The organism is Flavobacterium sp. N1994, assembly GCF_025947145.1.
GTDB lineage: Bacteria > Bacteroidota > Bacteroidia > Flavobacteriales > Flavobacteriaceae > Flavobacterium.
Genome location: NZ_CP109999.1, coordinates 2,848,713 through 2,870,259 on the forward strand (window position 1 = coordinate 2,848,713; position 21,547 = coordinate 2,870,259).

At 34.7% G+C, this 21,547-nt stretch carries 32 protein-coding genes; 29 read left to right on the forward strand and 3 right to left on the reverse strand.

Annotation, left to right across the window (positions count from 1 at the left end):
• Positions 1-63: 63 nt before the first annotated feature.
• The 3 genes from OLM53_RS12775 to OLM53_RS12785 form a co-directional block, all read right to left on the reverse strand.
• Positions 64-1,503, reverse strand: coding sequence for a SusD/RagB family nutrient-binding outer membrane lipoprotein (locus tag OLM53_RS12775; RefSeq protein ID WP_264520614.1), 1,440 nt, complete (start codon positions 1,501-1,503; stop codon positions 64-66).
• A 4-nt stretch (positions 1,504-1,507) separates the two neighbouring features.
• Positions 1,508-4,768, reverse strand: coding sequence for a SusC/RagA family TonB-linked outer membrane protein (locus OLM53_RS12780; protein WP_264520615.1), 3,261 nt, complete (start codon positions 4,766-4,768; stop codon positions 1,508-1,510).
• Positions 4,769-4,865: 97 nt separating this feature from the next.
• Positions 4,866-6,533 (reverse strand): hypothetical protein, encoded by a 1,668-nt coding sequence (locus OLM53_RS12785; protein ID WP_264520616.1) that lies wholly within the window; start codon positions 6,531-6,533, stop codon positions 4,866-4,868.
• Between the two features lie 181 nt (positions 6,534-6,714).
• Here OLM53_RS12785 and rpsL point away from each other — a divergent pair, with 181 nt between their 5' ends.
• The 29 genes from rpsL to rpsK all read left to right on the forward strand — a co-directional run bounded on the left by rpsL (position 6,715) and on the right by rpsK (position 21,538).
• Entirely contained in the window at positions 6,715-7,098 is a 384-nt protein-coding gene (gene rpsL / locus OLM53_RS12790; RefSeq protein WP_007136570.1) for a 30S ribosomal protein S12, read from the forward strand.
• Positions 7,099-7,122: 24 nt separating this feature from the next.
• Complete coding sequence (gene rpsG, locus OLM53_RS12795) at positions 7,123-7,599, forward strand: 30S ribosomal protein S7 (RefSeq protein WP_264520617.1); 477 nt, start codon at positions 7,123-7,125, stop codon at positions 7,597-7,599.
• Between the two features lie 10 nt (positions 7,600-7,609).
• Positions 7,610-9,766 (forward strand): elongation factor G, encoded by a 2,157-nt coding sequence (gene fusA / locus OLM53_RS12800; protein ID WP_264520618.1) that lies wholly within the window; start codon positions 7,610-7,612, stop codon positions 9,764-9,766.
• An 11-nt stretch (positions 9,767-9,777) separates the two neighbouring features.
• Positions 9,778-10,083 carry a 30S ribosomal protein S10 gene (rpsJ, locus tag OLM53_RS12805; RefSeq protein WP_264520619.1) on the forward strand — a complete coding sequence of 102 codons (306 nt, stop codon included), beginning with the start codon at positions 9,778-9,780 and terminating at the stop codon, positions 10,081-10,083.
• Positions 10,084-10,182: 99 nt separating this feature from the next.
• Complete coding sequence (gene rplC / locus OLM53_RS12810; protein WP_264520620.1) at positions 10,183-10,800, forward strand: 50S ribosomal protein L3; 618 nt, start codon at positions 10,183-10,185, stop codon at positions 10,798-10,800.
• Positions 10,800-11,429: a 50S ribosomal protein L4 gene (gene rplD, locus OLM53_RS12815; protein ID WP_121312851.1), complete on the forward strand. Its 630-nt coding sequence runs from the start codon at positions 10,800-10,802 to the stop codon at positions 11,427-11,429. The genes rplC and rplD overlap by 1 nt, the downstream gene beginning before the upstream one ends.
• Positions 11,430-11,435: 6 nt before the next feature.
• Positions 11,436-11,726, forward strand: a complete 291-nt coding sequence (gene rplW / locus OLM53_RS12820) for a 50S ribosomal protein L23 (protein WP_264520621.1) — start codon at positions 11,436-11,438, stop codon at positions 11,724-11,726.
• Between the two features lie 6 nt (positions 11,727-11,732).
• Positions 11,733-12,557, forward strand: a complete 825-nt coding sequence (gene rplB / locus OLM53_RS12825) for a 50S ribosomal protein L2 (protein WP_264520622.1) — start codon at positions 11,733-11,735, stop codon at positions 12,555-12,557.
• Positions 12,558-12,567: 10 nt separating this feature from the next.
• Entirely contained in the window at positions 12,568-12,846 is a 279-nt protein-coding gene (rpsS, locus tag OLM53_RS12830) for a 30S ribosomal protein S19 (protein WP_007136562.1), read from the forward strand.
• A 6-nt stretch (positions 12,847-12,852) separates the two neighbouring features.
• Positions 12,853-13,263, forward strand: a complete 411-nt coding sequence (gene rplV / locus OLM53_RS12835) for a 50S ribosomal protein L22 (RefSeq protein WP_264520623.1) — start codon at positions 12,853-12,855, stop codon at positions 13,261-13,263.
• Between the two features lie 5 nt (positions 13,264-13,268).
• Positions 13,269-14,024 carry a 30S ribosomal protein S3 gene (rpsC, locus tag OLM53_RS12840; RefSeq protein ID WP_264520624.1) on the forward strand — a complete coding sequence of 252 codons (756 nt, stop codon included), beginning with the start codon at positions 13,269-13,271 and terminating at the stop codon, positions 14,022-14,024.
• 19 nt (positions 14,025-14,043) lie between these two features.
• Positions 14,044-14,469: a 50S ribosomal protein L16 gene (gene rplP, locus OLM53_RS12845; protein ID WP_264520625.1), complete on the forward strand. Its 426-nt coding sequence runs from the start codon at positions 14,044-14,046 to the stop codon at positions 14,467-14,469.
• Between the two features lie 13 nt (positions 14,470-14,482).
• A complete protein-coding gene (gene rpmC, locus OLM53_RS12850; protein WP_264520626.1) occupies positions 14,483-14,674 on the forward strand; it encodes a 50S ribosomal protein L29 in 192 nt (63 codons plus the stop codon).
• A gap of 16 nt (positions 14,675-14,690) precedes the next feature.
• Positions 14,691-14,951 carry a 30S ribosomal protein S17 gene (gene rpsQ / locus OLM53_RS12855; RefSeq protein ID WP_264520627.1) on the forward strand — a complete coding sequence of 87 codons (261 nt, stop codon included), beginning with the start codon at positions 14,691-14,693 and terminating at the stop codon, positions 14,949-14,951.
• 2 nt (positions 14,952-14,953) lie between these two features.
• Positions 14,954-15,322: a 50S ribosomal protein L14 gene (gene rplN, locus OLM53_RS12860; RefSeq protein ID WP_007803649.1), complete on the forward strand. Its 369-nt coding sequence runs from the start codon at positions 14,954-14,956 to the stop codon at positions 15,320-15,322.
• Positions 15,323-15,333: 11 nt separating this feature from the next.
• A complete protein-coding gene (gene rplX / locus OLM53_RS12865) occupies positions 15,334-15,648 on the forward strand; it encodes a 50S ribosomal protein L24 (protein ID WP_264520628.1) in 315 nt (104 codons plus the stop codon).
• A gap of 2 nt (positions 15,649-15,650) precedes the next feature.
• Positions 15,651-16,202 (forward strand): 50S ribosomal protein L5, encoded by a 552-nt coding sequence (gene rplE / locus OLM53_RS12870; RefSeq protein WP_264520629.1) that lies wholly within the window; start codon positions 15,651-15,653, stop codon positions 16,200-16,202.
• A 3-nt stretch (positions 16,203-16,205) separates the two neighbouring features.
• Positions 16,206-16,475 (forward strand): 30S ribosomal protein S14, encoded by a 270-nt coding sequence (rpsN, locus tag OLM53_RS12875; protein ID WP_264520630.1) that lies wholly within the window; start codon positions 16,206-16,208, stop codon positions 16,473-16,475.
• A gap of 77 nt (positions 16,476-16,552) precedes the next feature.
• Positions 16,553-16,951, forward strand: a complete 399-nt coding sequence (gene rpsH, locus OLM53_RS12880) for a 30S ribosomal protein S8 (RefSeq protein ID WP_264520631.1) — start codon at positions 16,553-16,555, stop codon at positions 16,949-16,951.
• Positions 16,952-16,967: 16 nt separating this feature from the next.
• A complete protein-coding gene (rplF, locus tag OLM53_RS12885; RefSeq protein WP_264520632.1) occupies positions 16,968-17,510 on the forward strand; it encodes a 50S ribosomal protein L6 in 543 nt (180 codons plus the stop codon).
• A 12-nt stretch (positions 17,511-17,522) separates the two neighbouring features.
• Positions 17,523-17,876, forward strand: a complete 354-nt coding sequence (gene rplR / locus OLM53_RS12890) for a 50S ribosomal protein L18 (RefSeq protein ID WP_264520633.1) — start codon at positions 17,523-17,525, stop codon at positions 17,874-17,876.
• A gap of 6 nt (positions 17,877-17,882) precedes the next feature.
• Positions 17,883-18,407 (forward strand): 30S ribosomal protein S5, encoded by a 525-nt coding sequence (rpsE, locus tag OLM53_RS12895; protein WP_133533887.1) that lies wholly within the window; start codon positions 17,883-17,885, stop codon positions 18,405-18,407.
• 12 nt (positions 18,408-18,419) lie between these two features.
• On the forward strand, positions 18,420-18,602 hold the full coding sequence (gene rpmD, locus OLM53_RS12900) for a 50S ribosomal protein L30 (protein WP_121312865.1): 183 nt from the start codon (positions 18,420-18,422) through the stop codon (positions 18,600-18,602).
• Positions 18,603-18,613: 11 nt separating this feature from the next.
• On the forward strand, positions 18,614-19,066 hold the full coding sequence (gene rplO, locus OLM53_RS12905) for a 50S ribosomal protein L15 (protein ID WP_264520634.1): 453 nt from the start codon (positions 18,614-18,616) through the stop codon (positions 19,064-19,066).
• Positions 19,067-19,077: 11 nt separating this feature from the next.
• On the forward strand, positions 19,078-20,421 hold the full coding sequence (gene secY, locus OLM53_RS12910; RefSeq protein WP_264520635.1) for a preprotein translocase subunit SecY: 1,344 nt from the start codon (positions 19,078-19,080) through the stop codon (positions 20,419-20,421).
• 5 nt (positions 20,422-20,426) lie between these two features.
• Positions 20,427-20,642, forward strand: coding sequence for a translation initiation factor IF-1 (gene infA, locus OLM53_RS12915; RefSeq protein ID WP_026714631.1), 216 nt, complete (start codon positions 20,427-20,429; stop codon positions 20,640-20,642).
• 10 nt (positions 20,643-20,652) lie between these two features.
• The gene (ykgO, locus tag OLM53_RS12920) at positions 20,653-20,769 is read left to right on the forward strand and encodes a type B 50S ribosomal protein L36 (protein WP_073370549.1); all 117 of its coding nucleotides are present in this window, start codon (positions 20,653-20,655) and stop codon (positions 20,767-20,769) included.
• A gap of 2 nt (positions 20,770-20,771) precedes the next feature.
• Complete coding sequence (gene rpsM / locus OLM53_RS12925) at positions 20,772-21,146, forward strand: 30S ribosomal protein S13 (RefSeq protein WP_264520636.1); 375 nt, start codon at positions 20,772-20,774, stop codon at positions 21,144-21,146.
• A gap of 8 nt (positions 21,147-21,154) precedes the next feature.
• Entirely contained in the window at positions 21,155-21,538 is a 384-nt protein-coding gene (gene rpsK / locus OLM53_RS12930) for a 30S ribosomal protein S11 (RefSeq protein WP_131476278.1), read from the forward strand.
• Positions 21,539-21,547: the final 9 nt, after the last annotated feature.

The window sequence follows — 21,547 nt, forward strand, 5'->3', positions numbered from 1 at the left end:
GCGCAAAGATATAAAAAAACCATCCCGAAAAGGGATGGTTTTAGTGTTACATTTATTTTGAGATTAGTGTACGTCCCAGAATAATTTTGTTGTTAGTGTATTTCCACCAATTGCTGAAGATGCAGCTGCATTGTTGGCTGAATTTAATGTTTCTTCTCTTGCAGGATATGTATATCTTGTTGGCACTTGATTTACTGCTGCATCAACAGGTGCAGTTAAAACAGGGAAATCTAATCTTCTGTATGAAGTCCAAGATTCAAATCCACGATTATACAAACCTAAATAAGCTTGTTCTCCTATTTTTTGTTTCCATGTTCCCGTTGCTGTTGTATAGGCAACACTTAATTGTGATAAATAGGTTGAGATATCGCCAGCAGAAACACCCCAGTAACTCATAGATGCTGTAATGGCAGCATTATAGTGAGATTCAGCAGTTCCTCCAACAGCAATTCCTCTTTCAACAGCTTCTGCTAAAGTGAACTCTACTTCAGTTGCATCCATAATTAATCCTTCAAAAGTAGGGTCAAGTAAAGTAGTTCCAATGTGTGAGAAGTTAGCAAAAGTATTTCCATCACCCGGAGTACCACCTACATAATTGCTGCCATTTATATCAAAATACGCTGATCTTCTAGGATCATTTAAACCATTCATTTGATCGATAACAGTGCTTGTTGGAACAAAATCATTTCTTCCACTTGCTACTACATCCACAAATATTGGATTTGCATTTGGTTGTGCAGATAAATACTTTAATGCTGTATTATTACTGTTACTTGTAATGACGCCATCAGCTACAGCAGCTAATGCCTGTGCGCTTGCATAGGTATGATCAATATCATCCATATTGATTGCCATTTTTAGTCTAAGTGAATTCGCAAATAATTTCCATTTTGCAGCACTACCAGCGTATATTAAATCAGCATCTCCAAAACTATCATAACCAGAGTCTAAAGTAGTTGATGCAGCAGTTAATTTACTAATTAAATCTTTGTAAATAGTTTGTGCATCATCATATTTAGGTAGTGGATGAGCTTCAACATCTAATGCCTCTGAATAAGGAACATCTCCAAATGTATCAACTAAAACAGAATAGGAATAAGCACTTAGAATATCAACTATAGCAATTCTGTTTGCATTTTCTTTTTCTTCTTGAGTTGTTGCAGGAACATATTGCATTAACAATTTTCTAGATTCTTGTAAATCTTTTAATACATCTCTGTAAATAACACCCCAGTGATTATCTGGAACCGTTCTGGTAGTTACATCGTAGTTACTTTCGTCAGTGTATGTAGTTTCAGTCCATTGTTGAGTAAACAATCTGAAAACATTATTGTTGACATTAGTACTTACCATTTGGTCTACTATGTTTTTCTGTGCATTTGTGAACACGTAAGTTGCAGGTACAACAGTAGCGTCTTTGGTGTTTTGGTTTAAACCTGTTATGTCGTCAGTACATGAAAATATTCCTGTAAAGACCACAATCATTAATAATATCTTTTTCATTAGATTAGAATTTAAAAGTTAAATTACATCCTATATTTCTTGTTGATGGTAACGAACCAACAGAATATCCAGCTGATAAATTACCTGAACCTAAACCACTTTCAGGATCAGCATCTGGTAGGTTTTTCTCAATTATCCATAAGTTAGTACCCACTATGCTTAATTTTAAACCATCAAGAGACATTTTTCCTATCCATTTTTTTGGAAACTCATAACTGATAGCTACTTCTCTTAATTTTATATAAGAAGCATCATATATGAAAGCTCTGTTTGGTTGTCTTCTGTAACCAAAGCTATTACCATAATATTCTGGACCAGGAGCTCTAACTGTGTTTGGAGTTCCATCTGCTTGTACTCCGGGAAGAATAATACCTCCAGAATCAGCACCAGTAGTTATAGGGTTTCTGATAGGATTTCCTAAATCATTGTTTGCAGCAGTTTCTGCATATAAACCAGTTGCTAAGCCATATGATCTATCCAACGAGAAAATATCTCCCCCTTTTTGCATATCAATTAAGAAACTAAAAGAAAAGTCTTTGTATGTAAATTTGTTTTTTATACCACCAATCCAATCTGGAGTAATATTTCCAATAACATTATTACTATTGTTGTTTAAAACATATCTACCGTTAGCCCCTACAATTCTTTGTCCATTTAAATAAGTGAAATCAGATCCCTTTATTACACCATAAGGTTGCCCAACTTGTGCATTAAGAGTAACACCCCCTTGGAAGCTTCCAAGTTGTAGGTTGTCAACTCCACTTACTAATGAAACTACTTCGTTACGGTTACTAGACCAGTTTAAAGTTATGTCCCAAGAAAATTTTTCTGTTTTTACAGGTGTACCTGTAACTTGTAATTCAAATCCTTTGTTTTCTACTGAACCAGCATTAATAACTCTTGTGTTTATACCAGTAGAGGTTGAATAAGGCGCATTAAATATTTGATCTACTGTTAATGATTTGTACATAGAAAAATCAAAATTCAATCTTCTATTTAATACACTCATTTCCAAACCAACTTCTTTAGTATCTGTTTTTACAGGTTGAAGAAACGGATTGTTTTTAATTGAATTTACAGAATACAACTGTTGATCGCCAAATGGATCAACTCTTGTATAGGTATCTATAAGAGATTGTGTAGGACTTCCAAGAGGGCTTTCTGCATAAGCAATTCTAACTTTTCCATAATTTAACCAGCTTGCTTTAGCTAATTCAGAAAAAATAACACTACCGCTAATTGATTTTGTTGTTAAAACATTATCACCAGCAGGTAAGGCAGCAAAAGCATCTCTTCTTATTGTACCTTCTAAATAGGCTAATTTGTTATATCCTAATGTAAGCTGACCATAATAACTATTAACACCGTCTTTAATATCACTTTCTACAGCAGGAGGAGGAGTTCCGACAGAATTCTGAATACTATAAATTCCTGGTAATAATAATCCACCTTGTGTTGAAGCTAAAATAGTAGCTACTTTAGTTCTTTTGATCGTTCCACCGGCAAGAGCTCTAACATCAAATTTTCCGTAATCTTTATAGGCATTGAAAATTAAATCGTAATTATTTTCACGATATGTTTTGTTAAATCTTTGATAACCAGAAGACTCGTCTAAACGATTTATGCCGAATTCAGCAGCAATTGAACCTTGGCTTCTTCTTTCTTCTTGAAGTTCGCTATAAGAATCATTTGATATTCTTGTTTGAGCAGATAACCAGTTGTTGATTTTATAATCTAAATTAAGATATCCAATAAATCTGTCTCTTTCGTCACTTTCGTAGTTTTTATTTCTTTGAAAATAAGGATTGTCCCAATACGCTGGAGTTAAATCAGTTGGACTTTTAATATTCCAAGTTACGTTTTGTCCGCCAGAAGCATTGTAAACTTGTTCTAATTCTTTTATATCAACGTTTACTGGCCACCATTGACGGAAATTTGAAAGGATGTTATCATTATATCCAGTTGAATTTCTTCCGATGGTGTTTTGAGTAACATAACTTGCAAAAACAGAAGCAGTTAATTTTTCATTAAATTTATGAGTAAACTTAGCGCTAAAATTATTTTTCTTTAACTCACTATTTGGCATTAAACCAGTTTGATTTAAGTTAGAAAAATTAATTAAGAAACTTGATTTATCATCAGCATCTTCAATAGAAATAGAATTGTTTAAAGATACTGGAGTTTCAAAAAACGTTATAGGTCCATTTGCAGCTGCTTTCCAAGGAGTCTTTTGTCCAAAATTTGGAGAATATGGAGTGAATGCATTCCATTGGTACACTAGGCTGTTATCAAATGGAGCTCCAAAAGAAGCATCTTCGTATGTTGGAACAATATTATCTATTATACCATCACCATTTATGTCAGACTGATCAAAATAGCCATCGCCGCTTGGGCCATAGTACAATCCATATCCTTCACCGTATTTAGTTTGGTAATTAACGAAAGTGCTTTTATCAATACTACCGAAAATAGCTTCGCTAGATACAGTTACACCAATACCTTTTTTTCCAGATTTTCCTTTTTTAGTTGTAATCATTAAAACACCGTTACCAGCTTGATACCCATATAGAGCACTTGCAGCTGGTCCTTTTAATACGTTTACAGATTCAACGTCATCTGGATTAATGTCGGATGCAGTACTTCCATAATCAAATGTAGTCCCTCTACCGTTTCTTTGTTGTGTAGAATTGGTGTTTGCATTGTTAATTGGAACCCCATCAATTACTATAAGCATTTGATTTCCACCAGTTAAATTTCTAACACCTCTACCAACCACGTCAGTAGAACCCCCGAAGTTATTGTTTCTTCTAACTTGTACACCAGCAACTTTTCCGGATAAATCATTTAAAATGTTTCCTCCTGTGCCACCTGCGTTTAAATCTCTTCCTTTAACTTCTTGTGTGGCATAACCAAGAGATTTTTTCTCTCTTTTAACACCTAATGCCGTCACGACAACTCCTTCAAGTTCAACAGCGTCATCTTTCATTTTTACATTAATTGATGAAGATGATGCAGTAACTTCTTGAGATTTCATCCCTATGAAATTAAAAATCAATGTTTGGGATGATGTCGCCTTGATGGAGTATTTACCATCCATATCGGTTTGTGTGCCAGACTTAGTTCCTTTTACAAGAACGTTTACTCCGGGAATGGGTAATCCGCCGTTATCAGTAACAACACCAGTAACTACCCTGTCCTGTGCAAAAGAGATTTGCACTAATAACGCTATGAATAACGTTAAGAATCCATTTAACTTTGTTTTCATTATTTATTTGGTTATAATTAGTCATCCAAAATTCTTAAAAAAATCTTAATAATCCTAATGAAAAGTTAAATCAATGTGTTAAAATTTGTATTTTTTTTTAAAAATTAGCTTTAAAACTAATATGAACTATTGAATTGGACAATTTTATGGCTTGATCCTTTGTGCTTCCATTAGCATAGACTAAGTTAAATAGCCCGTTTTTAGATAATAAACCAAAGCCAAAACCTAAACCGAGTAAGTTTTCTTTACTATTTGAAGTGTTGTCTTGCAAGCTTGCGAAATCAATAATGGTGTGTATGTATATGTTCGGTGCTAAAACATACCTGTATTCTGTTAGAATAGAATTAAAAGTATTAGCTTGAAGGCTATTTTCGCTAAATCCTCGAATAGAGTTGATGCCACCAAATCGTTGCAATTCATTAATAATATAATTACCACTTTGAAGATAAAAATTTTGTGATTTAATATTGATGATGTTTTTTGGATTGAGATATAAATTATGATTTAAATTTAAACGAATAAAAAACTGATTGTCTGAAATCAGCTTCGAATCTCTTTTTCCCGTTCCGATTTTTAAGTTAAAATTTGTTTTTTCTGGAAAGAGAAAATCATCATTTTTAAAATCTAAAAACTCTAAAGCTGACGTTAAATAGGAGTTGTTAAAATCGCTAAGAGTACTAGTATTGGCATTTTTAATATCACTAGACTCAGTGGACTGATATCCTAGATATAATCTAGTGTTGTAATTAAAATAATAGCCTAAATCGAGGGACGTTTTAGTGTTTTGAAAAGTGCTGTCTTGTTTGAAGATGTTCAGTTCTGCTTTTAAGCCTATTGGGCTTTTAAAAAGATAAGGTAATTCTACTCCAAGGTTGAAAGTTTTTTGATCTTTTCCATCGCTTTTCCAATACAAGGCAAATTTCTCCCCAGAATTCAAAATGTTATTCAATACCAAATCTAAATAACCATTAAAAACGATTTTTTTGTTTTCGTCATTGCTAAAACCGATATAACCGTCAAAAGTATTGGGTTTTGTTTTTTCTAAATAGACATAAATCTTTGTGGAATCCTTGGTAAACAATATTTCAGGATACTTGCTTTGTTTCACAAAACGGAACTTTTCAAAATCATTATAAATCTTGTCTAGGTTTTTTTGATTAAAAACTTTGTTACGATACAATCGAAGGATATTTTTCTTGTGTCCCTCTGGAAATTTATTATAACCATTAATAACAATATCATTTACTTGCCTCTTAATTTCTTTTGTGATAGATAAGTCAGCTGTGATAAGATTGCTTTTCTTTTGAATATTATTCAGTTTTACTTTTGCCATAGAAAAACCATTGTTTTCCAATTTTTTTACTGTTGTGTTTAAAAAGCCTTCAATTTCATCATAATGCAGAGTGAGAGAGTCGTTTTTTATTTGATAAGTTTCGGGAATATTATCTTTCAAATTTATACCTATATATATGCGTGCATAATTTATTTTTTTTCCAAGCATATATTTAAAGCAAAAAGTAGAATCATTTAGTTTAAAATTTTCTTGGAGCTGACTTTCTAAATATCCAATTCTGTTTAGTTTTTCATAAAATAAATTATTTTCATCAACAATTGATTTCGCATTTTGATGGTTCGTTACATAGCTGATGCTGTCTACCAACTTAGTTTCTTTTTCATTTTGACCAATAATTTTTAGATAAAATTGTTGTGCAGAAATAGTTCCGCTAATAGTAATTAAGAAAAAAAAGAGAAAAATCTTTTTCAAGAGGTCTAAAGTTTGGATAAAAATAACGCAAAAAATCTGTTTTTATTGTTGTTCGTCGAATCTAAAAAGAATTTGTTTGAAAATTAATTAATTACGATTTGTTTCATTCAAAATAATTACTACATTTGCAACCCCTAAAAAAGCGGGAATTTAATAAATAAAGAAAAATTAGTATTTAATTATGCCAACAATTCAACAATTAGTAAGAACAGGAAGAACTCAGATCACTAAGAAGAGTAAATCGGTTGCTTTAGATTCTTGTCCTCAAAGAAGAGGTGTTTGTACGCGTGTTTACACTACTACTCCAAAAAAACCAAACTCTGCAATGCGTAAAGTTGCACGTGTACGTTTGACAAATGGAAATGAGGTAAATGCATACATCCCAGGAGAAGGTCACAATCTACAAGAGCACTCGATAGTATTAGTGAGAGGCGGAAGGGTAAAAGATTTACCAGGAGTTAGATATCACATTGTGCGTGGTGCGCTTGATACATCAGGTGTAGCAGGAAGAACACAAAGAAGATCTAAGTACGGTGCTAAACGCCCAAAAGAAGCAAAAAAGTAATTTAAAAACTTTTAAAGTAAAGACATGAGAAAAAGAGCGGCAAAGAAAAGACCACTTTTACCAGATCCAAAATTTAACGATCAGTTAGTAACGCGTTTCGTGAATAACTTGATGTGGGATGGTAAGAAATCAACAGCTTTCAAAGTATTCTATGATGCAATGGAAATCGTAGAAACAAAAAAGAATAATGATGAAAAATCATCATTAGAAGTTTGGAAAGATGCTTTAACAAACGTTATGCCTCACGTAGAAGTACGTAGTCGTAGAGTGGGTGGAGCTACATTCCAAATTCCAATGCAAATCAGACCAGATAGAAAAATCTCTATGGCTATGAAGTGGATGATACTTTATGCTAGAAGAAGAAATGAAAAATCTATGGCTGGTAAATTAGCTTCAGAAATCTTAGCTGCGGCTAAAGAAGAAGGTGCTGCTGTTAAAAAGAGAATGGATACTCACAAAATGGCAGAAGCAAACAAAGCATTCTCTCACTTCAGATTTTAATATTTAAGAAATGGCTAGAGATCTAAAATTTACAAGAAATATCGGAATTGCTGCTCACATTGATGCTGGTAAAACAACAACAACGGAGCGTATATTATTCTATACTGGAAAATCACACAAAATTGGTGAAGTACACGATGGTGCTGCAACAATGGACTGGATGGCACAAGAGCAAGAAAGAGGTATTACCATTACTTCTGCAGCTACTACTTGTGAATGGAGTTTCCCAACTGAGCAAGGTAAACCATTACCAACTTCTCATGATTATCACTTTAACATTATTGATACCCCAGGACACGTTGACTTTACTGTAGAGGTAAACCGTTCGTTACGTGTATTGGATGGTTTAGTTTTCTTATTTAGTGCTGTTGACGGTGTTGAGCCACAATCAGAAACTAACTGGAGACTTGCAGATCAATATAGAGTTCCACGTATGGGATTCGTAAACAAAATGGACCGTCAAGGTTCTAACTTCTTAATGGTATGTCAACAAGTTAGAGATATGTTAAAATCTAACGCGGTGGCTATTACTTTACCAATTGGTGAAGAAAATGACTTTAAAGGAGTAGTTGATTTAGTAAAAAACCAAGCTATCGTATGGCATGATGCAACTCAAGGGGCAACTTTTGATATTGTTGACATTCCTGCGGATATGTTAGCTGAAGTAAAAGAATACAGAGATATCCTTATTGAAGCAGTTGCAGATTATGATGAGAACTTGCTTGATAAATACATGGAAGATCCAGATTCAATTACCGAAGACGAAATCAACACAGCGTTAAGAGCTGCTACTATTGATATGGCTATCATTCCTATGATTGCTGGTTCATCATTCAAAAACAAAGGTGTTCAATTTATGTTGGATGCTGTATGTAAATATTTACCATCTCCTTTAGATAAAGAAGGTATTGAAGGAATTCACCCTGATGATGCTGATTTATTAGAAGAAGATCAAACTAAAATCTTACGTCGTCCTGATGTAAAAGAGCCGTTCGCTGCTTTAGCATTTAAAATTGCTACTGACCCTTATGTTGGTCGTTTAGCTTTCTTCCGTGCTTATTCAGGTCGTTTAGATGCTGGTTCATATATCTTGAACACTCGTTCAGGAAATAAAGAAAGAATTTCGCGTATCTACCAAATGCACGCAAACAAACAAAACCCAATCGATTATATTGAAGCAGGAGATATTGGAGCAGCAGTTGGATTTAAAGATATCAAGACCGGAGATACGATGTGTGATGAAAAACACCCAATCATTCTTGAGTCAATGAAATTCCCTGCGCCAGTAATTGGTATCGCTATTGAACCAAAAACTAAAGCAGACGTAGATAAAATGGGTATGGCTTTGGCAAAATTGGCTGAAGAAGATCCAACGTTTACTGTAAGAACAGATGAAGCTTCTGGTCAAACGATTATTTCAGGTATGGGTGAGTTACACTTAGACATTCTTGTAGATCGTATGAAACGTGAATTCAAAGTTGAGGTGAACCAAGGGGAGCCACAAGTAGAGTACAAAGAAGCGTTTACCAAAACAGCACAACACAGAGAAGTTTACAAAAAACAATCTGGAGGTCGTGGTAAATTTGGAGATATTGTATTTAGATTAGAGCCTGCTGACTTAGTTGACGGTAAAGCACCAATCGGATTACAGTTTGTTAACGAAGTAAAAGGTGGTAACGTTCCTAAAGAATACATCCCATCTGTAGAAAAAGGTTTCCGTGAAGCTATGAAAACTGGTCCTTTAGCAGGTTACCAAGTAGATAGTTTAAAAGTAACATTATTGGATGGATCTTTCCACCCTGTAGATTCTGATGCGCTTTCTTTTGAGTTAGCTGCGAGAATGGGGTATAGAGAAGTAGCTAAAGCTGCTGGTGCCATTATTTTGGAGCCAATCATGAAAATGGAGGTTATTACACCTGAAGAAAACATGGGAGATATCGTTGGTGATATCAACCGTCGTAGAGGTCAAGTGAATGACATGGGAGACAGAAATGGAGCTAAAACTATCAAAGCAGATGTTCCGTTATCAGAAATGTTTGGTTATGTAACTACATTGAGAACACTTTCATCAGGTAGAGCAACTTCTACTATGGAATTTTCTCACTATGCAGAAACACCTTCTAATATCTCTGAAGCAGTTATCAAAAAAGCAAAAGGAAACGCATAATTTTTATCAAGATGAGTCAAAAAATTAGAATAAAATTGAAATCTTACGATCACATGTTGGTAGATAAATCTGCTGAAAAGATTGTAAAAACTGTAAAAAGTACAGGTGCAGTAGTAATAGGTCCTATTCCGTTACCTACGCACAAAAAAATATTTACTGTATTACGTTCTCCACACGTTAACAAAAAAGCGAGAGAGCAGTTTGAGGTAAGTTCATACAAAAGATTACTAGATATCTATAGTTCTTCTTCGAAAACTATTGATGCTTTAATGAAACTTGAATTGCCAAGTGGTGTTGAAGTAGAAATCAAAGTATAAGTAAACCATTATCTGAAATGAGTATCAGAAGTAGTTTTATTTCTGATACTTATTTCTTTATAAAAAAAGTAAACAAGTAATAATTAATAATTAATATTTATGTCTGGGTTAATTGGAAAGAAAATCGGCATGACAAGCATTTTCGATGAGAACGGGAAGAACATTCCTTGTACTGTAATCGAAGCTGGGCCTTGTGTCGTTACCCAAGTCAGAACCAATGAGGTTGACGGGTATTCAGCTCTTCAACTTGGTTTCGATGACAAAGGCGAAAAACACGCTACTAAAGCTGACTTAGGTCACTTTAAAAAAGCGGGTACTTCTGCTAAGAAAAAAGTCGTTGAATTCCAAGGGTTTGAAGAAAATTACAAATTAGGTGATAACATCACTGTGGAAGTATTCAGCGAAGGAGAATTTGTTGATGTGCAAGGTGTTTCAAAAGGAAAAGGTTTCCAAGGGGTTGTAAAACGTCACGGTTTTGGTGGGGTTGGACAAGCTACCCACGGTCAACATAACCGTTTGAGAGCGCCAGGTTCTGTAGGAGCATCTTCTTATCCATCACGTGTATTCAAAGGAATGCGTATGGCAGGAAGAATGGGTGGTGATAATGTAAAAGTACAAAATCTTAGAGTTTTAAAAGTAGTGGCTGAAAAGAACCTACTTGTTATCAAAGGATGTGTTCCTGGATGTAAAAACTCTTACGTAATCATTCAGAAGTAATGGAAGTAAAAGTAATCGATATCAACGGAAAAGATACTGGAAGAAAAGTGCAACTTTCTGATTCAGTATTCGGCATTGAGCCAAATAATCACGCAGTATATCTTGATGTTAAGCAATACTTAGCTAATCAAAGACAAGGAACGCACAAAGCTAAAGAAAGAGCTGAAGTAGCGGGAAGTACTCGTAAGATTAAAAAACAAAAAGGTACAGGTACTGCACGTGCAGGATCTAAAAAGAGTCCATTGTTCAAAGGTGGAGGAACAGTTTTCGGTCCAAGACCAAGAAGCTATTCTTTCAAATTGAACAAAACGGTAAAAAGATTAGCTCGTAAATCAGCTTTCTCTTTAAAAGTTAAAGAATCAAATTTATTAGTTGTTGAAGACTTTAATTTTGAAACACCAAACACTAAAAATTTCATCAATGTTTTGAAAGCTTTAGGGTTAGAAAACAAAAAATCTTTGTTTGTGTTGGGTGATTCAAATAAAAATGTATATTTGTCCTCACGCAATTTAAAGGCGTCTAGCGTTGTAACTAATTCAGAGTTAAGCACTTACGAAATTTTAAATGCTAATAATTTAGTTCTTTTAGAGGGTTCTTTAGAAGGAATTGAAGAAAATTTAAGCAAATAATAGACCATGAGTATCATAATTAAGCCTATCATAACTGAAAAAATCACCAAAGAAGGTGAGGTTTTCAATCGTTTTGGTTTTGTTGTTGACAAAAAAGCAAACAAAGTTCAGATTAAGAAAGCTGTAGAAGCTGCTTACGGAATTTCAGTTGTTACTGTTAACACGATGAACTATAGAGCTGATAGAACTACTAAGTATACAAAAAGTGGTTTAATCAGTGGAAAAACGAATAGCTACAAGAAAGCTATCGTTCAAGTTAAAGAGGGAGAAACAATAGATTTTTACAATAATATCTAATAGAAAATGTCAGTTAGAAAATTAAAACCTATTACCCCGGGTCAGCGTTTTAGAGTTGTGAATGGTTTTGACGCCATCACGACTGATAAGCCGGAGCGCTCTTTGTTAGCACCGATAAAAAACTCAGGAGGTAGAAATAGTCAAGGAAAAATGACCATGCGTTATACAGGCGGTGGTCACAAACAAAGGTATCGTATGATTGATTTCAAAAGAACTAAAGTTGGTATTCCAGCTACAGTGAAATCAATTGAATATGATCCAAACAGAACAGCTTTTATCGCATTATTGTGGTATGTAGATGGTGAGAAAACATATATTGTTGCTCAAAACGGATTGCAAGTAGGTCAGACTGTAGTGTCTGGAGAAGGTGCAGCTCCTGAAATTGGAAATACTTTGCCTTTGAGCAAAATTCCATTAGGAACTGTTATTTCTTGTATCGAATTGCGTCCTGGACAAGGAGCTGTTATTGCTCGTTCTGCTGGAACATTTGCTCAATTAATGGCAAGAGACGGAAAATATGCTACAATTAAAATGCCTTCAGGTGAAACAAGATTAATCTTGTTGACTTGTTCAGCAACTATTGGGGCGGTTTCTAACTCTGACCACCAATTGATCGTTTCTGGTAAAGCAGGTAGAACAAGATGGTTAGGAAGAAGACCAAGAACAAGACCAGTAGCTATGAACCCTGTCGATCACCCAATGGGTGGTGGTGAAGGACGTTCTTCTGGAGGTCATCCACGTTCTAGAAAAGGACTTCCTGCTAAAGGGTATAGAACTCGTTCTAAAGTGAACCCGAGTAATAAGTATATTGTTGAACGCAGAAAGAAATAATTAGATAGACATGGCACGTTCATTAAAAAAAGGACCTTTTGTACACTATAAATTAGATAAAAAAGTTCAAGAAAATATTGCTGGTGGAAATAAAGGTGTGGTTAAGACTTGGTCTAGAGCATCTATGATTACTCCAGATTTTGTTGGGCAAACAATCGCAGTACACAATGGTCGTCAATTTGTTCCGGTTTATGTAACTGAGAACATGGTAGGACACAAATTAGGAGAGTTTTCACCAACTAGATCTTTTAGAGGTCACGCTGGAGCAAAAAATAAAGGTAAAAAATAAGAAGCAATGGGAGTTCGTAAAAGAGAAACAGCAGATGCGAGAAAAGAGGCTAATAAGTCTATTGCTTTCGCGAAATTGAATAACTGCCCTACTTCACCTAGAAAAATGCGCTTAGTAGCAGACTTGGTAAGAGGTCAGAAAGTGGAAAGAGCTTTAAATATATTAAGATTTAGCTCAAAAGAAGCTTCAAGAAAATTAGAGAAACTATTATTATCTGCTATCAATAACTGGGAGCAAAAAAATAGTGAAGGTAATGTATCAGAAGCAGGCTTATTTGTAAAAACAATCACTGTAGATGGTGGAATGATGTTGAAAAGACTTCGTCCAGCTCCACAAGGAAGAGCACACAGAATTAGAAAACGTTCTAATCACGTTACTATCGTATTAGGACAATTAGATAACACACAAGCAAATTAAGTAAGATGGGACAAAAGACAAATCCAATAGGAAACAGACTTGGTATCATCAGAGGATGGGATTCAAACTGGTATGGTGGAAATGATTACGGTGATAAAATTGCCGAAGATTATAAAATCAGAAAGTATATCCATGCTCGTTTATCAAAAGCTAGTGTATCAAAAGTAATCATCGAGAGAACTTTGAAACTTGTAACCGTTACTATCACTACTGCAAGACCAGGTATCATTATCGGGAAAGGCGGACAAGAGGTAGACAAGTTGAAAGAAGAACTTAAGAAAGTTACTGACAAAGAGGTTCAAATTAACATCTTTGAAATTAAAAGACCTGAGTTAGATGCTTATTTAGTTGGAACTAGTATAGCACGTCAAATCGAAAGCCGTATTTCATACAGAAGAGCTATTAAAATGGCTATCGCAGCAGCAATGCGTATGAATGCAGAAGGTATTAAAGTTTTGATTTCTGGTCGTTTGAACGGAGCTGAAATGGCACGTTCTGAACAATTCAAAGAAGGAAGAATTCCTCTATCAACTTTCAGAGCCGATATTGATTATGCTTTGGCTGAAGCACATACTACTTATGGTAGAATGGGTATCAAAGTATGGATCATGAAAGGTGAGGTTTACGGAAAGCGTGATTTATCTCCACTTGTTGGAATGGATAAAAAACAAGCTTCTGGCGGTAAAGGTGGAGACTCTCCAAAAGGAGATAGAAAACCTTTTAACAAAGGTGGTAAACCAGATGCACGTAAAAGAAAGTAATTTTTTAAATTAAAGAAAAATGTTACAGCCTAAAAGAACAAAATACCGTAAGGTACAAAAAGGTAGAATGAAAGGTGTTTCTCAAAGAGGACACATGCTTTCAAGTGGAATGTTTGGAATCAAATCTGTACATGAAAATGGTATGTTCTTAACTTCACGTCAAATCGAAGCTGCACGTATTGCTGCCACTCGTTACATGAAGAGAGAAGGACAATTATGGATTAATATATTTCCAGACAAACCTATCACAAAGAAACCTCTTGAGGTACGTATGGGTAAAGGTAAAGGAGCAGTCGAATATTGGGCTGCCGTTGTGAAACCAGGAAAAATTATGTTTGAAGTTGGTGGAGTTCCACTTTCTGTTGCAAAAGAGGCTTTACGTCTTGCTGCTCAAAAACTTCCTGTAAAAACTAAGTTTGTCGTTGCTAGAGATTTCGAAGCATAATCTAAAATTAATTATGAAACAATCAGAAATTATAAATCTATCCGCAGCTGAGTTGCAAGAAAAACTTAGTCAATTAAGAAAAGCGTATTCCGACTTAAAGAACGCTCACGCTATTTCTCCAATTGCTAATCCACTTCAAATTAGAAGTGCTAGAAGAGCGGTTGCTAGAGTAGCAACAGAGCTAACTAAAAGAGAGTTACAATAATTGTATGCTAGCTAAAATGGAAGATAAAAGAAATTTAAGAAAAGAAAGAATTGGTGTGGTTACGTCAAACAAAATGGACAAGTCTATTGTTGTAGCACAAGTAACTAAAGTAAAACACCCATTATACGGTAAGTTCGTGTTAAAAACTAAAAAGTTTCATGCACACGACGAAACAAATGACTGTAACATTGGTGATACAGTAAAGATCATGGAAACAAGACCTTTATCAAAAACTAAATGTTGGAGACTAGTTGAAATCATTGAAAGAGCTAAATAATTATGGTACAACAAGAATCAAGACTAAAAGTCGCAGATAACACAGGAGCAAAAGAAGTTTTGACTATCCGTGTATTAGGAGGAACGAAACGTCGTTATGCCTCTGTTGGAGATAAAATTGTAGTTTCAATTAAAGATGCAACACCAAACGGAAACGTAAAAAAAGGTGCTGTTTCAACTGCAGTTGTTGTACGTACCAAAAAAGAAGTGAGAAGAGCCGATGGTTCTTATATCCGATTTGATGACAATGCATGTGTTCTTTTGAATGCTGCAGGTGAGATGAGAGGAACTCGTGTTTTTGGTCCAGTTGCAAGAGAACTTCGTGAAAAACAATTCATGAAAATTGTATCATTAGCACCAGAAGTGCTTTAATTCGTAGTAAGATGATAAAGCTAAAAATAAAATCAGGAGATACGGTAAAAGTTATCGCTGGAGACCATAAAGGTTCAGAAGGTAAAGTTTTACGTGTTGACCGTGAGAAAAACAAAGCAATCGTTGAAGGTGTAAACATGGTTTCGAAACATACAAAACCTAGTGCAAAAAACCCTCAAGGAGGAATCGTTAAGAAAGAAGCTCCTTTGCATATTTCAAACTTATCTTTAATTGACCCAAAATCAAAAGAAGCTACTAAGGTTGGAATCAAAGTAGAAGGAGATAAGAAAGTAAGATTTTCTAAAAAATCTAATCAAGTATTATAGTTATGGCATATATTCCTAGACTTAAGCAAGAATATAAGGACAGAGTAATAGCTGCCCTTAAAGAAGAATTCGGTTATAAAAACGTAATGCAAGTTCCTAAATTGGAAAAAATCGTTTTAAGCCGTGGAGTTGGTGCAGCAGTATCTGACAAAAAACTAGTTGACTATGCAGTTGATGAGTTAACAAAAGTTACTGGACAAAAAGCAGTATCTACAATCTCTAAGAAAGACGTTGCGTCTTTCAAATTGAGAAAAGGTATGCCAATTGGAGCCAAAGTGACTCTTAGAGGGGAAAGAATGTATGAGTTTTTAGATAGACTTATCACATCTTCTTTACCACGTGTAAGAGATTTTAATGGTATCAAAGCTACTGGTTTTGACGGAAGAGGTAATTATAACCTTGGTATTACAGAACAAATCATTTTCCCAGAAATTGATATTGATAAAGTAAACAAAATATCAGGTTTGGATATTACTTTCGTAACAACGGCAAACACAGATAAAGAAGCAAAGTCATTATTGGCTGAATTAGGTTTACCTTTTAAAAAGAATTAAGATATGGCTAAAGAATCAATGAAAGCCCGTGAGGTTAAGAGAGAAAAAACGGTAGTAAAGTACGCTGAGAAAAGAAAAGCTTTATTAGAAGCTGGAGATTACGAAGGGTTACAAAAATTACCAAAAAATGCTTCACCAGTTCGTATGCACAATCGTTGCAAATTAACAGGTAGACCAAGAGGGTATATGCGTCAATTCGGTATTTCACGTGTTACTTTCCGTGAAATGGCAAACCAAGGATTAATCCCAGGAGTTAAAAAGGCTTCTTGGTAATCAACAAGTAATTATCAATTGGTTAAAGGTTCATTTAGTGAGTACTTTTTGAAAACCATAACCGCAAATTTATACATATGTATACAGATCCAATTGCAGATTATCTTACGAGAGTTAGAAATGCAGTGATGGCAAACCACAAAGTGGTTGAGATTCCAGCTTCCAACTTGAAAAAAGAAATCACAAAGATTTTATTCGATCAAGGATATATCTTAAGTTACAAATTTGATGACAGTACTGTTCAAGGTACCATCAAAATCGCTTTGAAGTATGATAAAGATACTAAAGAGTCAGTAATCAAAGATATCCAAAGAATTAGTAAACCAGGTTTACGTAAATACGCAGGTTCAACAAAAATCCCAAGAATCCTTAACGGATTAGGAATTGCTATTGTTTCTACATCAAAAGGTTTGATGACTGGAAAACAAGCTAAGCAATTAAATGTTGGTGGAGAAGTAATTTGCTACGTATACTAATTAAAACTGTTAAACAATGTCAAGAATAGGTAAAAATCCAATTTCAATTCCTGCAGGTGTAACTGTTGAAGTTAGTGAAACAGTAATTACAGTAAAAGGAAAATTAGGTCAACTTACACAAGATTACGCAGACGTAACTGTAAAAGTTGAAGAAGGTCAACTAGTAGTAGAAAGACCATCTGATAGTAAAGATCATAGAGCAAAACACGGATTATACAGATCATTAATCAACAACATGATTATTGGAGTGTCTGAAGGTTTTACTAAAGAATTAGAATTGGTAGGAGTAGGTTACAGAGCTTCTAACCAAGGGCAAAAATTAGACTTAGCATTAGGTTTTTCTCATAATATCGTTTTAGAATTAGCTCCAGAAGTTAAATTAGAAACTATTTCTGAGAAAGGTAAAAACCCAATCGTGAAGTTAACATCTTTTGACAAACAACTAATCGGACAAATCGCTGCTAAAATCAGAGGTTTCCGTAAACCAGAACCTTACAAAGGAAAAGGAGTTAAGTTTGTTGGTGAAGAATTGAGAAGAAAAGCAGGTAAATCAGCGTAAAAAAGTAGTATTATGTCATTAACAAAAACTGAAAGAAGACAAAGAATTAAATTCAGAATCAGAAAGATTGTTAGCGGTACTGCTGCTAGACCAAGACTTTCTGTTTTCAGAAGTAATAAAGAAATCTATGCACAACTAATTGATGATGTGAATGGAGTTACTTTATTGGCTGCTTCATCTAAAGATAAAGGAGTAAACATTAAAGGTACAAACGTAGAAATTGCAACTGAAGTTGGAAAACTTGCTGCAGAAAAAGCGTTAAAAGCCGGAATTACAGAAGTAACTTTCGATAGAGGAGGTTATTTATATCACGGTCGTATTAAATCATTAGCGGAAGGCGCAAGAGCGGCTGGACTTAAATTCTAAGAAATTATGTATAACGGATACAAAAATGTAGAGTTAGTAAAACCTAGTGGTCTTGAACTAAAAGATCGTTTGGTAAGTGTAAATCGTGTTACCAAAGTAACAAAAGGAGGTAGAGCATTTGGCTTTTCTGCGATTGTTGTTGTAGGTGATGAAAACGGTGTTGTTGGACATGGTTTAGGAAAATCTAAAGACGTTTCTGAAGCTATTGCTAAAGCAGTAGAAGATGCAAAGAAAAACTTAGTTAGAATTCCTTTAAGTGGACAATCTGTACCTCACGAACAAAAAGGAAAATTTGGTGGAGCAGCAGTATTTTTGATGCCTGCATCTCACGGTACCGGAGTAATTGCTGGTGGAGCTGTTCGTTCAGTTCTTGAATCAGTTGGTATCCATGATGTATTGTCAAAATCTCAAGGATCATCAAATCCTCACAACGTAGTAAAAGCAACTTTTGATGCTTTATTACAAATGAGAAGTGCTGTTACTGTTGCAAAACAAAGAGGTATTTCTTTAGAAAAAGTATTTAAAGGTTAATTCAAGGAAATTATGGCTAAATTATTAGTAAAACAAGTTAGAAGCAAAATCAATTGTCCTCTTACACAAAAAAGAGGATTAGAAGCTTTAGGTCTTCGTAAAATGGGACAGGTTGTGGAGCATGATTCAAATCCAGCGATCCTTGGAATGATAAATAAAGTTAAACACTTAGTTTCCGTAGAGGAAGTTAAATAACAAATACAGTTATGAATTTAAGTAACTTACAACCTGCTGAAGGTTCAACACATAATCAAAATAAAAGATTAGGTAGAGGAGAAGGTTCTGGAAAAGGTGGTACTTCTGCAAGAGGTCACAAAGGAGCTAAGTCTCGTTCTGGTTATTCTAAAAAGATTGGTTTTGAAGGAGGGCAAATGCCACTTCAAAGACGTGTGCCTAAGTTTGGTTTCACAAACGTTAATCGTAAAGAATACCAAGGTGTAAATCTTGACGCACTTCAATTGTTAGTTGATAATGGAATTGTTACAGATACTGTAGACTTTGCAGTATTTGTTGAAAACCGTTTGGCTACTAAAAATGAAATGGTTAAAATTCTTGGTAGAGGAGAATTGAAAGCAAAATTAAAAGTAACAGCCCATAAATTCACGGCTACTGCAAAAGCGGCAATTGAAGCTGCTGGTGGAGAAGCTGTAACACTATAATTGCTATAACAATGAAGAAATTTTTTGAATCATTAAGTAATGTTTGGAAAATAGAAGAACTAAAAAATAGAATCTTGGTAACTCTTGGTCTATTATTAGTTTACAGATTTGGAGCGCACGTTACGCTACCAGGTATTGATGCTACACAATTACACAGCTTAGCTGGTCAAACAGATAAAGGTATTGGTTCAATACTTGATATGTTTACCGGTGGTGCTTTTTCAAAAGCTTCAGTATTTGCATTAGGTATCATGCCGTACATCTCTGCTTCAATTGTTGTTCAATTAATGGGTATTGCCATTCCTTATTTGCAAAAACTGCAAAAAGATGGGGAAAGTGGCAGAAAGAAATTAAATCAAATTACTAGATGGTTAACCATCGGTATTACTTTAATTCAAGGACCAGGTTATATCTATAACTTGCAAAGAGTATTACAACCAGGAGCATTCCTTCTACCTGTAAGCTCATTTGCATTCCTATTTTCATCAGTTTTGATTCTTACTACAGGTACTATATTTGCCATGTGGTTAGGAGAAAAAATTACTGATAAAGGAATTGGTAATGGTATTTCATTATTGATTATGGTTGGAATCCTTGCGAGATTACCACAAGCATTAATTCAAGAGTTTACTTCAAAAGTTACCAATAATAATGGTGGACCAATGTTGTTAGTAATTGAAATCATTGTTTGGTTATTAGTAATCATCGCTTGTGTTTTACTTGTTATGGCTGTTAGAAAAATCCCAGTACAATACGCTCGTCGTACTACAACTGGAGATTTCGAACAAGATATGATGGGAGGAAACAGACAATGGATTCCTTTAAAACTAAATTCTGCAGGTGTAATGCCAATCATTTTTGCTCAGGCAATTATGTTTATTCCAGCAGCAGTAGCAGGTCTTTCAAAATCTGAAACATCTCAATCTATTGCAGGAACCTTTAGTAATATGTTTGGTTTTTGGTACTGTTTAGTATTTGCTTCGTTGATTGTAATTTTTACATTCTTCTACACAGCAATTACAGTCCCTACAAATAAAATGGCTGATGATTTAAAAAGAAGCGGTGGTTTCATACCAGGGGTTAAACCCGGAATTGAAACAGCAGATTTCTTAGATAGAATCATGTCTCTAATAACATTCCCTGGTTCATTATTTCTTGCATTGATAGCTGTGTTCCCAGCCATTATCGTAGGTCTTGGTGTTCAACAATCTTGGGCAATGTTCTATGGTGGTACTTCATTAATCATTATGGTTGGTGTGGCTATCGATACTATTCAACAAATAAATTCTTATTTATTGAATAAGCACTATGACGGATTGATGAAAAGTGGTAAAAATAGAAAAGCAGTAGCTTAATTTTTATGGCAAAACAATCAGCAATAGAACAAGACGGATCAATCATCGAAGCATTATCGAACGCAATGTTTCGTGTAGAATTAGAAAACGGACACGTTGTAATTGCTCATATCTCTGGAAAAATGCGAATGCATTATATCAAATTGTTACCTGGTGACAAAGTGAAATTAGAAATGAGTCCTTACGATTTGTCAAAAGCAAGAATTACTTATAGATATTAAAAGTATTACAATGAAAGTAAGAGCATCAGTTAAGAAAAGAAGTGCCGAGTGCAAAATTGTACGAAGAAAAGGCAGATTATACGTAATCAACAAAAAGAATCCTAGATTTAAACAAAGACAAGGATAGTTATGGCAAGAATAGCAGGGGTAGATATACCTAAAAACAAAAGAGGAGTTATCGCTTTAACATACATCTTCGGAGTAGGTAAAAGTAGAGCTATTGAGATTTTAGAAAAAGCTCAAGTAAGCCAAGATACAAAAGTTCAAGATTGGAATGATGACGAAATCGGAGCAATCCGTGACGCGGTATCATATTACAAAATTGAAGGTGAACTTCGTTCAGAAGTGTCACTACACATCAAACGTTTAATGGACATCGGATGTTATAGAGGTATCCGTCACAGATCTGGTCTTCCTTTAAGAGGACAAAGAACTAAGAACAACTCTAGAACAAGAAAAGGTAAAAGAAAAACTGTTGCTAACAAGAAAAAAGCAACTAAATAATAAGTAATATGGCTAAAGCGACTACAAAAAAACGTAAAGTTATCGTTGAATCAACGGGCGAAGCGCATATTAATGCAACTTTTAACAACATCATCATTTCGTTAACTAACAAAAAAGGTGAAGTTATTTCTTGGTCATCAGCTGGTAAAATGGGCTTTAGAGGTTCTAAAAAGAACACTCCATACGCAGCTCAAATGGCAGCAGAAGATTGTGGAAAAGTAGCATTAGAAGCTGGACTTAAAAAAGTAAAAGTGTATGTTAAAGGACCAGGTAATGGACGTGAGTCTGCTATCCGTTCTATACACAATTCAGGAATTGAAGTAACAGAAATCATTGACGTTACTCCAATGCCGCACAATGGATGTCGTCCTCCTAAAAGACGTAGAGTATAATTATAGTAT

What these genes read in the sequence shown, in the direction of transcription:
- OLM53_RS12775 (WP_264520614.1), bottom strand. Translation starts at nt 1,503, where the DNA reads ATGAAAAAGATATTATTAATGATTGTGGTCTTTACAGGAATATTTTCA.
- OLM53_RS12780 (WP_264520615.1), bottom strand. Translation starts at nt 4,768, where the DNA reads ATGAAAACAAAGTTAAATGGATTCTTAACGTTATTCATAGCGTTATTA.
- rpsL (WP_007136570.1), top strand. Translation starts at nt 6,715, where the DNA reads ATGCCAACAATTCAACAATTAGTAAGAACAGGAAGAACTCAGATCACT.
- rpsG (WP_264520617.1), top strand. Translation starts at nt 7,123, where the DNA reads ATGAGAAAAAGAGCGGCAAAGAAAAGACCACTTTTACCAGATCCAAAA.
- fusA (WP_264520618.1), top strand. Translation starts at nt 7,610, where the DNA reads ATGGCTAGAGATCTAAAATTTACAAGAAATATCGGAATTGCTGCTCAC.
- rpsJ (WP_264520619.1), top strand. Translation starts at nt 9,778, where the DNA reads ATGAGTCAAAAAATTAGAATAAAATTGAAATCTTACGATCACATGTTG.
- rplC (WP_264520620.1), top strand. Translation starts at nt 10,183, where the DNA reads ATGTCTGGGTTAATTGGAAAGAAAATCGGCATGACAAGCATTTTCGAT.
- rplD (WP_121312851.1), top strand. Translation starts at nt 10,800, where the DNA reads ATGGAAGTAAAAGTAATCGATATCAACGGAAAAGATACTGGAAGAAAA.
- rplW (WP_264520621.1), top strand. Translation starts at nt 11,436, where the DNA reads ATGAGTATCATAATTAAGCCTATCATAACTGAAAAAATCACCAAAGAA.
- rplB (WP_264520622.1), top strand. Translation starts at nt 11,733, where the DNA reads ATGTCAGTTAGAAAATTAAAACCTATTACCCCGGGTCAGCGTTTTAGA.
- rpsS (WP_007136562.1), top strand. Translation starts at nt 12,568, where the DNA reads ATGGCACGTTCATTAAAAAAAGGACCTTTTGTACACTATAAATTAGAT.
- rplV (WP_264520623.1), top strand. Translation starts at nt 12,853, where the DNA reads ATGGGAGTTCGTAAAAGAGAAACAGCAGATGCGAGAAAAGAGGCTAAT.
- rpsC (WP_264520624.1), top strand. Translation starts at nt 13,269, where the DNA reads ATGGGACAAAAGACAAATCCAATAGGAAACAGACTTGGTATCATCAGA.
- rplP (WP_264520625.1), top strand. Translation starts at nt 14,044, where the DNA reads ATGTTACAGCCTAAAAGAACAAAATACCGTAAGGTACAAAAAGGTAGA.
- rpmC (WP_264520626.1), top strand. Translation starts at nt 14,483, where the DNA reads ATGAAACAATCAGAAATTATAAATCTATCCGCAGCTGAGTTGCAAGAA.
- rpsQ (WP_264520627.1), top strand. Translation starts at nt 14,691, where the DNA reads ATGGAAGATAAAAGAAATTTAAGAAAAGAAAGAATTGGTGTGGTTACG.
- rplN (WP_007803649.1), top strand. Translation starts at nt 14,954, where the DNA reads ATGGTACAACAAGAATCAAGACTAAAAGTCGCAGATAACACAGGAGCA.
- rplX (WP_264520628.1), top strand. Translation starts at nt 15,334, where the DNA reads ATGATAAAGCTAAAAATAAAATCAGGAGATACGGTAAAAGTTATCGCT.
- rplE (WP_264520629.1), top strand. Translation starts at nt 15,651, where the DNA reads ATGGCATATATTCCTAGACTTAAGCAAGAATATAAGGACAGAGTAATA.
- rpsN (WP_264520630.1), top strand. Translation starts at nt 16,206, where the DNA reads ATGGCTAAAGAATCAATGAAAGCCCGTGAGGTTAAGAGAGAAAAAACG.
- rpsH (WP_264520631.1), top strand. Translation starts at nt 16,553, where the DNA reads ATGTATACAGATCCAATTGCAGATTATCTTACGAGAGTTAGAAATGCA.
- rplF (WP_264520632.1), top strand. Translation starts at nt 16,968, where the DNA reads ATGTCAAGAATAGGTAAAAATCCAATTTCAATTCCTGCAGGTGTAACT.
- rplR (WP_264520633.1), top strand. Translation starts at nt 17,523, where the DNA reads ATGTCATTAACAAAAACTGAAAGAAGACAAAGAATTAAATTCAGAATC.
- rpsE (WP_133533887.1), top strand. Translation starts at nt 17,883, where the DNA reads ATGTATAACGGATACAAAAATGTAGAGTTAGTAAAACCTAGTGGTCTT.
- rpmD (WP_121312865.1), top strand. Translation starts at nt 18,420, where the DNA reads ATGGCTAAATTATTAGTAAAACAAGTTAGAAGCAAAATCAATTGTCCT.
- rplO (WP_264520634.1), top strand. Translation starts at nt 18,614, where the DNA reads ATGAATTTAAGTAACTTACAACCTGCTGAAGGTTCAACACATAATCAA.
- secY (WP_264520635.1), top strand. Translation starts at nt 19,078, where the DNA reads ATGAAGAAATTTTTTGAATCATTAAGTAATGTTTGGAAAATAGAAGAA.
- infA (WP_026714631.1), top strand. Translation starts at nt 20,427, where the DNA reads ATGGCAAAACAATCAGCAATAGAACAAGACGGATCAATCATCGAAGCA.
- ykgO (WP_073370549.1), top strand. Translation starts at nt 20,653, where the DNA reads ATGAAAGTAAGAGCATCAGTTAAGAAAAGAAGTGCCGAGTGCAAAATT.
- rpsM (WP_264520636.1), top strand. Translation starts at nt 20,772, where the DNA reads ATGGCAAGAATAGCAGGGGTAGATATACCTAAAAACAAAAGAGGAGTT.
- rpsK (WP_131476278.1), top strand. Translation starts at nt 21,155, where the DNA reads ATGGCTAAAGCGACTACAAAAAAACGTAAAGTTATCGTTGAATCAACG.